Raw genomic sequence first — 13,791 nt, 5'->3', positions numbered from 1 at the left:
GGCCGCCGGAAGCCAACGTGGACTGCCGGCGCAGAACGTGCAGGGCGCGAGGGCGGGACACGGCGGCGCGGGCGTGCACCACACGAGCCCGCGCACCGGATGGGCACGCGCACCGGATGGGCACGCGCACCAGGTGGGCGCGCCCACGATGCGAGCCGCGCACCAGGTGGGCGCACGCACGACGGGACGAGCCGGGCAGGCGCGCAGGCACGGCTTCGCCCTTCCGCCACCCCCGTGCGAGCCGCGCACCAGGTGGGCGCACGCACGACGGGATGAGCCGGGCGGGCGCGCAGGCACGGCTTCGCCCTTCGGCCACCCCCGTGCGAGCCGCGCACCAGGTGGGCGCACGCACGACGGGACGAGCCGGGCGGGCGCGCAGGCACGGCTTCGCCCTTCGGCCACCCCCGTTCAGGACCGGGCGCAGCGACCTGATGCGGGTTTCCTAAGCGCTGCGGGTGTGGCCGAGCGCCGGTACCGGGCTCGGCGCGCCCCGTTGCCTGCGATAATCCTGGTTATCGAACGCGCAGACGTGGCGATCATCGGCGGGGGCATCGCCGGCCTGGCCCTTGCCGCGGAGCTCGCCGAGCTGGATGGCCGGTTGGTGGAGCAGTCGGGCGGCACCCGGCCGGCGCTGCGCATCGTGCTGCTCGAGCGCGAGAACCAGTTCGCGTACCACACCTCGGGCCGCTCGATCTCCTCCTTCTCCGAGAGCCTCGGCGGCGCCCAGCAGCGCGCCCTCACCCGCGCCTCGCGCACCGTGCTCGACGCGTTGGGCGCCGAGTCCGGTACCCCGCTGCTGCGCACCCGCCCCCTCGTGTGGGTCGCCGCGCGGGACGACCTGGCGAGCCTCAATGCCCTGCTGACCGCCAACCCGTCCCTGCGCGCCGTCGACCTGGCCGCCGCGCAGACGCTCTGCCCGGTGCTGCGACCGGAGGCGGTGGCCCGGGCCGCGGTCGAGCGGACCGCCCAGGACGTCGACGTGGACGCCCTCCTGCAGCAGTACCGCGACCGCGCCACCGCCGCCGGTGCGCTCCTTCGCACCGCCATCGGCCTCGAGTCGGGCGTCCGGGACGGGGACGCCTCGGCGACGTGGAACCCGTCGAGCGCGTCAGGCCCGTCGAGCACGCCAGGCCCATCGAGCACGCCAGGCCCATCGAGCACGCCAGGCCCATCGAGCACGCCAAGCCCATCGAGCACGCCAGGCCCGTCGAGCACGCCAGGCCCATCGAGCACGCCAAGCCCATCGAGCACGCCAGGCCCATCGAGCACGCCAGGCCCATCGAGCACGTCGGACACCCCAGCGAGCCCGGCGGCCTCGGGCGGGCCGGTCAGGGCGTCGCTTCCCACCGGACCGCTGGTGTCGGCGGGCTCGGACGGGGTGGGTTGGCGGCTCACCACCGACCGCGGCGAGCTCGTCGCGGCGTACGTCGTCAACGCCGCCGGCCCGTGGGCCGACGCCGTGGCCGCCCGCCTGGGCGCGGACCCGGCCGGCCTGACCAACCTGCGCCGCACGGTCGCGATCGCCTCGGCCGAGCGAGTCGGGCCGAACTGGCCCCTGGTCATGGACGTGGCCGAGGCGTACTATTTCCGGCCCGAGCGCGGTGGCCTGCTCATCTCGCCGGCCGACGAGACCCCGTCGCCGCCCACCGACGCCGTGGCCACGCCGGAAGGCGTAGCCCTCGCGGTCGAGCGCGTGACGGCCTCCACCACGCTGCGCCTGACCCGGGTCCGGACCAGCTGGGCCGGGCTGCGCACGTTCGCCCCCGACCGCAACCCGATCGTCGGTCCCGATCCGAAGCAGGACGGCCTGTACTGGTTCGCCGCCCTCGGTGGCACCGGCATCCAGACGGCCCCCGCTCTAGCCCGCCTGGCCGCCGCCCAACTCCTGGGCGAGCCCTACGAAATCCCCGATCTCCGACCAGAAGCCCTCCTCCCCCGCTGAGAAAGCCGATCCGTCCGCGCGCCAAGCGTATCGACCAGGTACGACATTTTCCGGCGCCGAACTAACCGATGCCCAACTCAGCCAACTCGAAGAAATCGCGGCCGAAGCAGACATACCCGAAATATCCGATAAATCCGTTGCGAAGCGGCGGATTATCGGATCACCAAACACGAACAGCGGGAACGATCAAGCACTGGCCGACAGATCGCCCACCGAAGGCGCCGAAACCGAACGAGCAGCGACCACCGGCAAGACCCCCTCAGTCCGCAGCAGCGCCCGATCCGCGTCCTCGACGAACGACAGATCCGCCTCGACATGCCGGCTGGCCGCCGACAACAACAGCGTCACCACCGGATCCGTGGCCTTGCGCCGCAGCCCGTCGAGATTGCGCAGCTCCCGCATGAGATACGTGCGCTGCTGGGCGAGCACGGTCCGTACCGTCTCCGGATCCCCCGACCGGGCCGCCGCCGTCACCTTGAGGAAGAAGTCGTCCCGGAACCCGCCGGAGCGCGGCGACGCCTCCCCCAGCCACCGCTCCAGCTCCACCAGCCCGGCATCGGTGATCTCGTAGACCACCCGGTCCGGCTTCACGGCCTGCGCGTGCCGGTGCGACACGACCATCCCGTCCCGGGACAGCCGATCCAGGATCTGGTACAGGTGCCCGATGTTCAGCGGCCCCCACTGCGGGCCCACGGCCGTCTCGAAGGCGCCCTTGAGCTCGTACCCGTAGCTGGGCCCCTGCGAGAGCAACGAGAGCACCGCGTGATGGATCGGCATGCGCAGACTCTACCCCTTGCATTGTCACAATGCAGGGGCCAGAGTAGGCACGTGATCCCATTCATCTGGGCACATCTACGGGGGCGCGCGGCGAGGTCGGTGGCGCTGCTCCTTGGTGTGCTGGTCGCGACCACCGGCTTCACCGTGCTCACCGGGGCGACGGACACCGCCCGCCTGCAGGTCACGGGCGAAGTGGACCGGACCGCCACGGCGGCGTACCAGGTGCTGGTGCGGCCCAGGAACACCCGCACGCAGCTGGAGACCGACAAGCAGAAGGTCCGGCCGAACTCGCTGAGCGGCATCTACGGCGGCATCACGCAGGCGCAGGTCGACAGGATCGCCGCCCTCGACGGGGTGGACGTCGCGGCGCCGATCGGCATGGTGGGGTACGCCAACACGATGACCTACCAGGATGTCGACATCACCGGCCTCATCGACAAGTCGCTGGACCGGCAGGTCATCCGCATCGACCGGAAGTTCCTGGGCGACCGGGGCCTGAGCAGCGCCGAGGGCCGCCCCTACTTCGCGTACATCACCAAGCACAAAATCAGCTGGCCCAAGATCGACGGCTACGGCTCGAAGCGGGCCGAGTTCAGCAACGGCGAGGTCATCCCCGGCGAGAAGCTGTGCGACAACGCGATCGCGGTGCTGGAGGACGGCCAGTCGGTGTGCAACTGGATCACCGAGGCCGTGCTGAGCGACCTGATCACCGACGTGCAGTACACCGACCTGAAGATCTTCCGCCTGACCCCGGACGGCCAGTTCGAGCAGGGCGGCATGTCGGCCGCCGCGGCGGGGACCAGCGACCGGGCCGTGATCGGCGTGTCCTGGACCGTGCCGATGCTGCTGGCCGCGGTCGACCCGAAGGCCGAGGCGCGGCTGGTCGGGCTGGACAAGGCGGTGCTCAACGGGCGGTACCTCGGCCCGCAGGACAAGGTCGGCAAGGAGTACGACACGCCGATCACGCCGGTGATCGCCGTGCGCGACCCGTACCCGGACAACAGCCTCAACATCAGCCTGAGCCGCATCCCGGTGAGCAACCCCCCGCCCGGCAACCAGGCCCACGACGCGCTCGACGCCCTCGAGGCGCTGCACGGGCCGGTGCTCGAAACCCGCTCGCTGCAGGGGCAACCGGTCCGGCTCGACGGTGGGCAGGTCCTGCACCCGTTCATGCGCACCGGCGGCATCGACTACGACGAGAGCCCCGACGGCTCGCTTGCCGCCAAGACCGTGCCGGAGAACTCCGACGCGTGGCGCACGCCGGACGCGCACGGGATCATCCTGCCCTGGCAGATCGACGACACCTCGTTCCGGACCATCGAGCAGGGGCACAATCTCGGCGCCACGACGGTCGTCGGGACCTACGACCCGCAGAAGCTCACGGCGTTCGACCCGCTGAGCAACGTACCGATGGAGACCTATCAGCCGCCGGAGGCGACCGGCGACGACCAGGCGACCCGCGACCTGCTCGGCGGCAAGCCGCTGCGGCCCGACGGCAACCCGGCCGGCTACCTGTCCACCCCGCCGACGCTGCTGACCAGCTTCGACTCGCTGCGCGAGCTCTACAAGCTGGAGTACATGGACGTGCCCGATCCCGTCTCCGCGGTCCGCGTCCGGGTGGCCGGCGTCAGCGGGTTCACGCCGGCCTCCCGCGAGCGGGTGCGGGTCGTCGCCGAGCGCATCGCCGCCGAGACCGGGCTGGACGTCGACATCACCTACGGCTCGTCGCCCGCGCCGCAGACGGTCACGATCGCGGCCGGGAAGCACGGCCGGCCGGCCCTGCGGCTGTCGGAGCTCTGGACCCGCAAGGGGGTGGCCGCGGCCATCGTCAGCGCGGTGGACCGCAAGAGCGTCGTGTTGTTCGCATTGGTACTCGTGGTCTGCGCCCTGTTCCTCACCAACGCGGTGGCCGCGGGCGTCCGGGACAGGCGCACGGAACTGGCGACGCTGACCGCGCTGGGCTGGCCCGCGCGCAGAGTGTTCGCCGTCGTCCTCGGCGAGGTGGCCGCGATCGGGCTGGTCGCCGGGGCCGGCACGATGCTGCTGGCGGCCCCGCTCGGGGCCCTCCTCGACGTGCGGGTGCCATGGGGGCGGGCGCTGCTCGCCGTACCGATAGCGCTGGCTCTTTCGCTCCTGGCCGGCCTGGCGCCCGCCGTCGGCGCGTCGCGGACCCGTCCGGCGCGCGGGCTGCGGCCCGTGGCGCTGCGTCCGCGGCGGGCGGGAAGGCCGAGGGGCCCGATCGGCATGGGCCTGCGCAACCTGCTGCGCGTGCCGGGCCGCACGCTGCTCGGCGCGGCGGCGCTGGCCATCGGCATCACCGCGGCCACGCTGCTGGGCGCGGTGACGTTCGCCTTCCACGGCGCGATCGTCGGCACACTGCTCGGCGACGCCGTGTCCCTGCAGGTCCGCTCGGTCGACACGATCGCGGTGGCGGCCACCGTGCTGCTGGGCGCCATCGCGGTGGCCGACGTGCTGTACCTGAACATCCGCGACCGCGCGGCCGAGCTCGCAACGCTGCGCGCCACCGGCTGGACGGCGGGCGCGCTGGGCCGTCTGGTCGCCGCCGAGGGTTTCGGCATCGGCGTGCTGGGCGGGCTGATCGGCGGCGGCCTCGGCCTGGCCGGCGCGGGCTGGCTGGTCGGCGCGGTCACCGCCGGCCTGATCTGGACCGCGGCCGGCGCGCTGGTCGCCGGCGCCCTGGTGGCCACCGCCGCCGCGCTCGTACCTGCGCTGTTGCTGCAGCGCCTGCCCACCGCCCAACTGCTCGCCGAGGAGTAAGCCATGTCGGGTGCCGCGCTGTCGGTCGACGGACTGACGAAGCGTTTCCAGGACATCGTCGCCGCCGACGAGCTCTCGCTGGAGGTCGCCGCGGGCAGCTTCACCGCGGTCACCGGGCCGAGCGGCTCGGGCAAGTCGACCCTGCTGCACCTCGTCGGCGCGATCGAGTCGGCCGACGGCGGCTCGATCACGGTCGACAGCGTGGAGGTGACCGCGCTGCGACGCAAGAAGCTCAGCGAGTACCGCCGCACGGTCGGCTTCGTCTTCCAGCGCTACCACCTGCTGCCCGCGCTCACCGCGCTGGACAACGTGATCGCGCCGGTACTGCCGTTCAAGGTCGGCTTCGACAAGCGGGCCCGGGCCCGGGAGCTGCTCGACGCGGTCGGGCTGGCCGGCCGCGAGCGCGCGCTGCCGGCCCAGCTCTCCGGCGGCCAGCAGCAGCGGGTGGCGATCGCCCGGGCGCTGATCGGCAGACCGAAACTGCTGCTGGCCGACGAGCCCACCGGCAACCTCGACTCGGCCAACGGCACGCAGATCCTCGACCTGCTGCTGGAGCTGCGCGACGAGCGTGGCATGACGGTCCTGCTGGCCACCCACGAGCAGCACATCGCCGCCCGCTGCGACCGGCTGATCCGCCTCGCCGACGGCCGGCTCATCGAGGACATCGACCTGACCGAGGGCGAGCCGCCGGAATCGACCCTGGCGCGCGCCACCCAGCTGCGGCTTTAGCCGGGGTTTGCACCTTTTCACGGGTACGATCGGGTGCACGGGCTTGCGGGTTGGGGGTGGTATGCCGCAACTCGATACCAGCGTCCTCGCGCAGCCCGAGCGCCTCCGGGCCCTGCGCCGCGCCCATCTGCTGCTCGAGTCCTCATCGGCCCCGGTCGACGGGCTCGTCCGGCTCGCGGCCCGCTCCGTGGTGGCCCCGGTCGGCCTGCTCACCCTCGTCGACGACGAGCGTATGCACGTCGTCGGCAGGCACGGCCTGCCACCGGACCTCGAGCGGGTGAACGCCGAGCCGGCCACGAGCTCGTTCTGCCAGTTCGTGGTCAGCGAGAACGCCCCGCTGGTGGTCCGCGACGCGCGCGAGGACCCGGTGCTGCGCGACCTCGGCGTGGTGCACACCCGGCACATCACCGCGTACCTCGGCCAGCCCGTCCACGACGCCGCCGGCCACACGCTGGGCGCCGTCTGCGTCACCGACTCCGTGCCCCGGCACTGGACCGACGACGACATCGCGGCCCTGGCCGAGTGCGCCGGCCTGCTCGAGATGCTGCTGGCCGCCGAGACGTCCCGCGACGACATCACGCTGGCCGCCGCCGAAACCGACGCGGTACTGGAGACCGCGCTGGAGGCGTTCGTGGCGATCGAGCTGACCGGCGAGATCACCCGCTGGAACCGCGCCGCCGAGCGCACCTTCGGCTGGTCCGCGCAGGAGGCGATCGGGCAGTACGTGCACGATCTGGTCATCCCCGAGCGGTTCCGCGCCGCCCACCGCGCCGGGCTGACCCGCCTGGCCCGCGGCGGGGTGCCGCGCCTGCTCGGCCAGCGCCTGCAGCTGTACGCCGTGAACCGCTCCGGCAACGAGTTCCCCGTCGAGCTGACGCTCAACGTCGTCGAGGGCCCGCTGGGCCGGCACGCCCACGCCTTCATCTACGACATCAGCGAGCGGGTCACCGCCGAGCGGCACCTGGCCCGCGAGCGGCACTTCCTCAGCGCCCTGCTCGACAACCTCGACGCCGGCGTGGTCGCCTGCGACGAGCGGGGCCGGCTGATCCTGTTCAACCGCGCGATGCGCGAGGTGGTGGGCCACGACGCCAACGGCAGCACGGCCGAGCAGTGGACCACCGCGGGCACCGCCCCGGGCGCTCAGGCCATCAACGGCGAGGAGATGCCGCTGACCCGGGCGTTCCGCGGCGAGCACATCCGCGACGCCGAGTTCGTCATCCACCTGCCGGATCGTCCGCGCCGCTCGTTCACGGTCAACGCCCAGCCGATCCGCGACTCCGACGGCGCCCGGCTCGGCGCGGTGGCCGCCCTGCACGAGGTCACCGACCGCCGCCGGGCCCAGCGGCTGATCGAGTGCGAGCTGGCCGTCTCGCGCATCCTGGAGCACTCGGCCACCATCGAGGCGGCCGGCCCGGAGCTGCTGGAGACCGTGGCCCGCACGCTGCAGTGGCCGCACGCCGAGATGTGGCTGGTGGACAAGGTCGGCAACGTCCTGCGCAACGCCGCGATGTGGACCGAGCCCGGGTACGAGATCCCGTTCCCCGACCCGCTGCCGCCCGGCAAGGGCGTCTCCGGCGTGGCCTGGGAGACCAGCCAGCCGACCTGGATCCCCGACATCTCGGCGGTCAACAGCCGGCTCAACGTGCCCTCGCTGGCCAAGCACGGCCTGCGGGTCGGCCTGGCCATCCCCATCCGCGACGGCACCGGGGTCACCGGCACGCTGAGCTTCTTCGGCGACGCCGCCGAGCAGCCCGAGCAGTCCCTCATCGCGCTGCTGTCGGGCATCGCGGCGCACGTCGGGCAGTTCCTGGAGCGGCGCTGGGCCGAGGACCTGGCCAAGCAGCTCGCCCGGACCAAGGACGAGTTCATCGCGCTGGTCGGCCACGAGCTGCGCACGCCGCTGACGTCCATCTCGTCGTACACCGAGCTGCTCCTGCACGACCACGAGGACGAGTCGACCCGGGCCGAGTTCCTGGCCGTCATCGCCCGCAACGCGGAGAACCTGCGGGCCATCATCGACGACCTGCTCGACCTGGCCGGCCTGGAGAGCGGCTACGTGACGCTGGTCGAGCGCCCCCTGGACTTCGCCGCCGTGGTCCGCGAGGTGGCCGACGCCAACGCCCCCTCCGCCCGCGACCGCGACCTCGACTTCGCCGTCACGCTGCCCGACAACCCGGCCCCGGTCTCCGGCGACCTCCCGCGCCTGCGCAAGGTCGTCGACCACCTGGTCACCAACGCGGTGAAGTTCACCCCCGCCGGCGGCCGCGTCGAGATCCGCCTCGACGGCGACGTGGCCGGCGTCACGCTGCGTGTGACCGACACCGGCGTCGGCATCCCCGCCGAGGAGCGCTCCCGCCTCTTCGAGCGCTTCTTCCGCGGCTCCAACATCCGCAACCAGGGCGTCCCCGGCACGGGCCTGGGCCTGGCCATCAGCCGCACGGTGGTGGAGCGCCACGGCGGCACGATCACCGTCACCGACCACGGCGAGAAGCCGGGCACGACCTTCGAGGTCCGCCTGCCCGCCTACTGCCCGTGACTTTGCCGGAACATCAGTAGGGCAAGCTGGTCCCATGCACCTTCGATGGTCGACGTTGCTCACCGTGAGCGCGCTGGCACTCAGCGCCTGCTCCGACTCGGGCACGTCATGGAAAAGCCCCGGCAGCGGTACGTCCAATGCTCCCGCCATCCACATCACGTCCCCGGCGGACGGAGCCTCGGACGTGTCGACGGCGCTGGACCTGGTGTACTCGGCCCCCGGCGCCGCGACGGTGACCCTGAAGGACGCCTCCGGCGCCACCGTCTCAGGCGCCCCGTCCACGGCTGACTCGTCCCCTTCGCCGAGCGCCTCTTCCAGCGCCTCCTCCTCTCCCGGCCCCGCTTCCAGCGCCGCCGCCGACACGCATCGGTGGCTGCCGGACAAGCAGCTCAAGTGGGGCACCGAGTACACGGCCACCGTGTCCGCGGGCGGCGGGTCGAGCAGCGTGAAGTTCACCACCATGAAGAAGCCGTCCAGCCTGTCCCGGGTCACCAGCCAGGTCGGCGACAACCAGGTCGTGGGCGTGGGCATGCCGATGATCCTGTCGTTCGGGGTCGACATCCCGAAGGACAAGCGGGCCGAGGTACAACGGCGGCTCTTCATGTCCTCCGACCCTCCGCAGGAGGGCAGCTGGAACTGGTTCAGCGCCAAGGAGATCCACTACCGCCCGAAGGAGTACTGGCAGGCGGGGACCAAGCTGGAGCTGCGCGCCGCCCTGGGTGGCGTCTCCCTCAGCGGCAACACGTACGCCGAGAAGGACCTCACCGTCGACGCCACCGTCGGCCGTCGCCTGATCATGGAGGTCGACAACGCCACCAAGCAGATGACGGTGACGCAGGACGGCACCGTGCTCAAGACGATGCCGGTCAGCCTGGGCAAGCCGAGCAACCCCTCCGACAGCGGCAACTTCATCGTGATGGTGAAGAACGAGTGGGAGTGGTTCGACTCCTCGACCTACGGCGTCCCGGTCGACTCCGCCGACGGCTACCGCACCAAGGTCCAGTTCCCCCAGCGCATCACGTGGAGCGGCCAGTACATCCACGCCGCCCCCTGGTCCGTCGCCGACCAGGGCAAGCGCAACGTCTCCCACGGCTGCGTGAACATCTCGCTGGAGCTCTCCCAGTGGCTGTACGGCGTGACCCACATCGGCGACCCGGTCATCGTCAAGGGCACCGAGGAGCGCGTGAAGTACGGCGACGGCTGGACCGACTGGGAACTCCCCTGGGACCAGTACGTGAAGGGCAGCGCGCTGTAAAAGGCGCCCGATCGGCTGGCCCGTTTTGGCTGGCCGCGGGGTGACCTGGTAGCCTGAATCCTCGCGCACGGTGACGCGTCGTTGTTCCATGCGCCAAGAAACCAACCGAGCTATCAAGACGAGGCTGTCGCGTGGCGAACATCAAGTCCCAGATCAAGCGCAACCGGCAGAACGAGAAGCGCCGCCTGCGCAACAAGTCGGTCAAGTCGTCGCTGAAGACGGCCATCCGTAAGTTCCACGAGGCGACCGCTGCCGGCGACAACGAGACGGCCGCTGCGCTGCTCCGTGACGCGTCGCGCAAGCTGGACAAGGCCGCCAGCAAGGGCGTCATCCACAAGAACCAGGCCGCCAACCGCAAGTCGGCGATCACCAAGAAGCTCCACACGCTGACCACGGCCTGATCCATTCTGCCGGCACTGCGAAAAGCGCCGCCCACCCAGTGGAGCGGCGCTTTCGCTGTGCCCGCGGTCGCCTTCGCGGCCAAAAAAGTGACCTTGGAGGCGAGCCCCCAAGGTCACACCACCGGCGCTAGCAGGCCGGATATATCGGATCTCGCGCGTGCATGCCGACCGACGAGCCGGACGGCAGATCAAAGCCTGTAGGTCCTCAGGTCGCCCCAGAGGCGGCGGACTGGTTCGCCCGGCGCACCTCCGGCTGGCGCGACTGGCCCGAGGAGGAGGTCCTGGCCCCAGCCGGCGCCCCCGGGCACCGGCCGGGCACCGCTAGGCGAATCGGCCCTGGTTGACCCCACCGGTACGCTGCCGAGCCAGGTCATCCTCCGACCGCCACGGCCGCTCCGCGTGCCGCCCGGTCGACAAGTGCCCGCTCGTCACGCCCTCGCCGTCATCGGAGCGCCGCCGCCCCGGAGGCTGCTGCCGCGCGTGCCGCCCGCCGCCGGCCTCCCGGTTCTGCGGCCGCCCGTCGTTCTCCTCGTACCGGCGGCGCTCCCCCGCACCCGCAGGCCGCCCGTGTTCCGCGTCCTGCCCGTAGCCCTCATCCCCAACGCCGCCCGCGTAAGCGCCGCCGCCGTAAGCGCCGCCCGCGTAAGCGCCGCCCCCGTAAGCGCCGCCGCCGCCGTAAGCGCCGCCCCCGTAGCCGTCGCCCCGGTAGCCGCCGTTCCCGGAGTACTCGGCCGAGGCGGAGTGCCCGTCCCCGCCCACCCGGTACGCCTCGCCCCGAGCCGCCAGGTCCCGCGCCGCCTGCTCCCGCTCAGCCGCGCCGAACGCGGCCCCGATCGCGGTGGTCTCCCCGGTGTAGTCGGCGACGTAGCTGGGCGCGTCGGCCTCCCACTCCCCGTACGGGTCCCACGACGACCTCGTCCCGGACGAGCGCGACACCCCCCAGGCCGCCTGGTCGGCGAACCCGGTCTCGTCATCCCAGTCCGCGACCGGCTGGGCCGGCGTCTGGTACCCCGCGGAGTACCCACCCCGGTACTCCGCGCCCTGGTACGCCGCCCCCGCCCGCTGCTCCGTCCATCCCGCCTGGCTCTCCGCCGCCGCGTTGCCGGCCGCCTGGCTCTCCCAGGCCGCCCGGTCGCCCCACGCCGTCTCGCCGCCCCAGTTCCCCGTCGAGCTCCCGGCCGCCGCGCCCGTGCGCCAGGCGGCCTGGTCGCCCCAGCCCCCGGTGTCGGACCAGTCGGCCTCCGCTCCCGGCGTATACGCCGGATCGACGGCCTGCTCCGCCCACGGGTCCTGCGCCGGCCGGTCGCTCCACGCGGCCGGCCGCTCGCTGCGCTCCGCCGGCCGATCGCTCCAGGCCGAGGGATGCAACGGCCGCGACCGCTGGAACCCGTGCGCGTCGGTGTCGGTCCACTCGTCCTCGTACGACTCGTAGCGCATCTGCTCCCCGGTGGCGCCGTGACGCACGCCGTCGCCGTCCACCCCATGGCGGCCGCCGTCCTCGTGCGCGGCGCCGTTGCCGGCGAGGACCGGGCCCGACACCTCCTGCGCCGGCGTCGGCTCGGCGCCGGTGGGCACCGGCGCGTCGTCCGAGGCCGGCGAGATGCCGTGGCCGGCGTCGAGGACCCGGCGGGAGCCGGAGTCACCGCCGTTGCCCGCGTCGCGGGCCGGGACCGAGATCCGGATGACGCCCACCTTCTTGCGCTGGGCGGGCGGCTCGACGGTCCGGGTGCGCACCGTGGTCGTGGCGGCCGCGGGGGCCTCCTGTGCCCGCTCGCCCGAGCCGTCGGCACCCGCGGCCCGAGACCCCGAGCCGTCGGCACCCGCGGCCCGAGACCCCGAGCCGTCGGCGCCTGCGGCCCGAGACCCCGAGGCGGCGGAAGCCGCGGCCCGAGACCCCGAGCCGTCGGCGCCTGCGGCCCGAGACCCCGAGGCGGCGGAAGCCGCGGCCCGAGACCCCGAGGCCGGAGCGCCGGGGCCCGACAGGCCGGCGTCGGATCCTGCGGCGCGGGCGGCGCGGGCGATCTCGGCGCGGTCCAGCGCGGTCGCGGTACGCCGCGGAACCGACGCCCGCTCGTCCGACCGGACATCCGGATCCACCCTGATGGATGACGCTCGATCGGGTGAACCCTCGGCAACCGCGCGGGCGTTCACGCGCGCCTTGCGGGAGCCGCCGATCACCATGTCGTTGACCTTGACCATGATCGCCACGATCGCCGGGAGGACGGGCACGGCCCACCAGCTGACCAGCTCCGCCAACGCCAGGAGAACTCCGGCGGCGATCATGCACTCGAAGAGCAGGAAACTCACGAACCCACCCACGTGCAGGTGGCGAAGCCGCAGCGCACGCACGTACAGCGGTGCCTGGTACGCCGAACCGTTGCTCGTCGTCATCGTCCTATTCCTCCACCGCGCGCAGCGACCACTGCGAACACCGCCCGTTCGAGCGCATAGCCGCGGTCATCAGATCCACCCTTCACGGCGGCATTGCACTCCGCCGCCGCTCGCATGGCATCAACGAGCGCCTCGGCCGTCCAGCCACGGGCTTGGCGCTGCGCGCGTTCGACCTTCCACGGAGGCATTCCCAAACTTCCGGCGAGTTGATATGCGCTCCCCTTGCCGGCCGCGGCCACCCGGGCCACGGTCCGGACCCCGTCGGCGATGGCGTCGGCGATCGGCACCGGGTCGACCCCGACGTGCAGGGCCCACCGCAGCGCCTCCAGCGCCCCGGCCACGTCGCCGACCATCACCGCGTCGGCGACCGTGAAGCCGGACACCTCGGCGCGGCCCTTGTAGTACTGCGCGACGACCTTGGCGTCGATGCGCCCCCCGGTGTCGGCCATGAGCTGCGAGCAGGCCGCCACGATCTCGCGCAGGTCGTTGCCCACCGCCGCGAGCAGCGCCTCGGCCGCGTCCTCGCCGATCTTGCCGCCCTGTCGCCGGATCTCGTTGCGCACGAAGTCGACCCGCTCGCGGTGCTTGCTGATCTTCACCGCCGGCACCACGTCGGCGCCGGCCGCCTTCAGCCCGTCGGCCAGCGCCTTGCCCTTGGCCCCGCCGGCGTGCGTGACCACGAGCACCACGTCGTCCTCGGGGTTCTTCGCGTACCCGACCAGCGCCGCCGACACGTCCTTCTTCGCGTCCTGCCCGTCGTGCACGACCAGCACCCGCCGGCCGCCGAACAGCGACGGGCTGAGCATCTCGGCCAGCTCCCCCGCGACCAGCTCGCCGCCGGGCCGCTGCCGCACCTCGGTGTCCGGCTCCTCGGCGCGCGCGGCGGCGATGGTCTCGGCGACGGCGCGGGAGACGAGCAGCTCTTCGTCGCCGATCACCAGGCGAAGGCGGGGAAGGTTCGACACGCCAGCCATCGTTTCAC

The 13,791-nt window shown here is 72.7% G+C and carries 9 protein-coding genes; 6 read left to right on the top strand and 3 right to left on the bottom strand.

Annotated features, from left to right (window positions below):
* The first annotated feature begins 529 nt into the window (after window positions 1–529).
* Window positions 530–1,942, top strand: coding sequence for an NAD(P)/FAD-dependent oxidoreductase (locus ABD352_RS21550; RefSeq protein WP_344614237.1), 1,413 nt, complete (start codon window positions 530–532; stop codon window positions 1,940–1,942).
* A gap of 186 nt (window positions 1,943–2,128) precedes the next feature.
* Here ABD352_RS21550 and ABD352_RS21545 read toward each other — a convergent pair whose 3' ends face one another.
* Window positions 2,129–2,719 (bottom strand): PadR family transcriptional regulator, encoded by a 591-nt coding sequence (locus ABD352_RS21545; RefSeq protein WP_344614236.1) that lies wholly within the window; start codon window positions 2,717–2,719, stop codon window positions 2,129–2,131.
* A gap of 51 nt (window positions 2,720–2,770) precedes the next feature.
* Here ABD352_RS21545 and ABD352_RS21540 point away from each other — a divergent pair, with 51 nt between their 5' ends.
* The 5 genes from ABD352_RS21540 to rpsT all read left to right on the top strand — a co-directional run bounded on the left by ABD352_RS21540 (window position 2,771) and on the right by rpsT (window position 10,418).
* A complete protein-coding gene (locus ABD352_RS21540; protein ID WP_344614235.1) occupies window positions 2,771–5,497 on the top strand; it encodes an FtsX-like permease family protein in 2,727 nt (908 codons plus the stop codon).
* 3 nt (window positions 5,498–5,500) lie between these two features.
* Window positions 5,501–6,226, top strand: coding sequence for an ABC transporter ATP-binding protein (locus tag ABD352_RS21535; RefSeq protein WP_344614234.1), 726 nt, complete (start codon window positions 5,501–5,503; stop codon window positions 6,224–6,226).
* Between the two features lie 61 nt (window positions 6,227–6,287).
* Entirely contained in the window at window positions 6,288–8,762 is a 2,475-nt protein-coding gene (locus ABD352_RS21530; protein WP_344614233.1) for an ATP-binding protein, read from the top strand.
* 34 nt (window positions 8,763–8,796) lie between these two features.
* Window positions 8,797–10,017 carry a L,D-transpeptidase gene (locus tag ABD352_RS21525; protein WP_344614232.1) on the top strand — a complete coding sequence of 407 codons (1,221 nt, stop codon included), beginning with the start codon at window positions 8,797–8,799 and terminating at the stop codon, window positions 10,015–10,017.
* Window positions 10,018–10,148: 131 nt separating this feature from the next.
* Window positions 10,149–10,418, top strand: a complete 270-nt coding sequence (gene rpsT / locus ABD352_RS21520; RefSeq protein ID WP_344614231.1) for a 30S ribosomal protein S20 — start codon at window positions 10,149–10,151, stop codon at window positions 10,416–10,418.
* A gap of 321 nt (window positions 10,419–10,739) precedes the next feature.
* On the opposite strand, the gene ABD352_RS21515 is transcribed toward rpsT, so the two are convergent.
* Window positions 10,740–12,809 carry a hypothetical protein gene (locus ABD352_RS21515; RefSeq protein ID WP_344614230.1) on the bottom strand — a complete coding sequence of 690 codons (2,070 nt, stop codon included), beginning with the start codon at window positions 12,807–12,809 and terminating at the stop codon, window positions 10,740–10,742.
* Window positions 12,806–13,783: a DNA polymerase III subunit delta gene (holA, locus tag ABD352_RS21510; protein ID WP_344614229.1), complete on the bottom strand. Its 978-nt coding sequence runs from the start codon at window positions 13,781–13,783 to the stop codon at window positions 12,806–12,808. Before holA ends, ABD352_RS21515 begins: the two co-directional genes overlap by 4 nt.
* Window positions 13,784–13,791: the final 8 nt, after the last annotated feature.

Origin of the sequence: Dactylosporangium salmoneum (assembly GCF_039532525.1) — a bacterium.
In the GTDB taxonomy this organism is placed as follows: domain Bacteria; phylum Actinomycetota; class Actinomycetes; order Mycobacteriales; family Micromonosporaceae; genus Dactylosporangium; species Dactylosporangium salmoneum.
This window is presented reverse-complemented; position numbering and strand designations above follow the sequence as displayed.

Coding starts and splice junctions, on each gene's coding strand:
- ABD352_RS21545 (WP_344614236.1), bottom strand. CDS start 2,719: ATGCCGATCCATCACGCGGTGCTCTCGTTGCTCTCGCAGGGGCCCAGC.
- ABD352_RS21535 (WP_344614234.1), top strand. CDS start 5,501: ATGTCGGGTGCCGCGCTGTCGGTCGACGGACTGACGAAGCGTTTCCAG.
- ABD352_RS21530 (WP_344614233.1), top strand. CDS start 6,288: ATGCCGCAACTCGATACCAGCGTCCTCGCGCAGCCCGAGCGCCTCCGG.
- ABD352_RS21525 (WP_344614232.1), top strand. CDS start 8,797: ATGCACCTTCGATGGTCGACGTTGCTCACCGTGAGCGCGCTGGCACTC.
- ABD352_RS21515 (WP_344614230.1), bottom strand. CDS start 12,809: ATGACGACGAGCAACGGTTCGGCGTACCAGGCACCGCTGTACGTGCGT.
- holA (WP_344614229.1), bottom strand. CDS start 13,783: ATGGCTGGCGTGTCGAACCTTCCCCGCCTTCGCCTGGTGATCGGCGAC.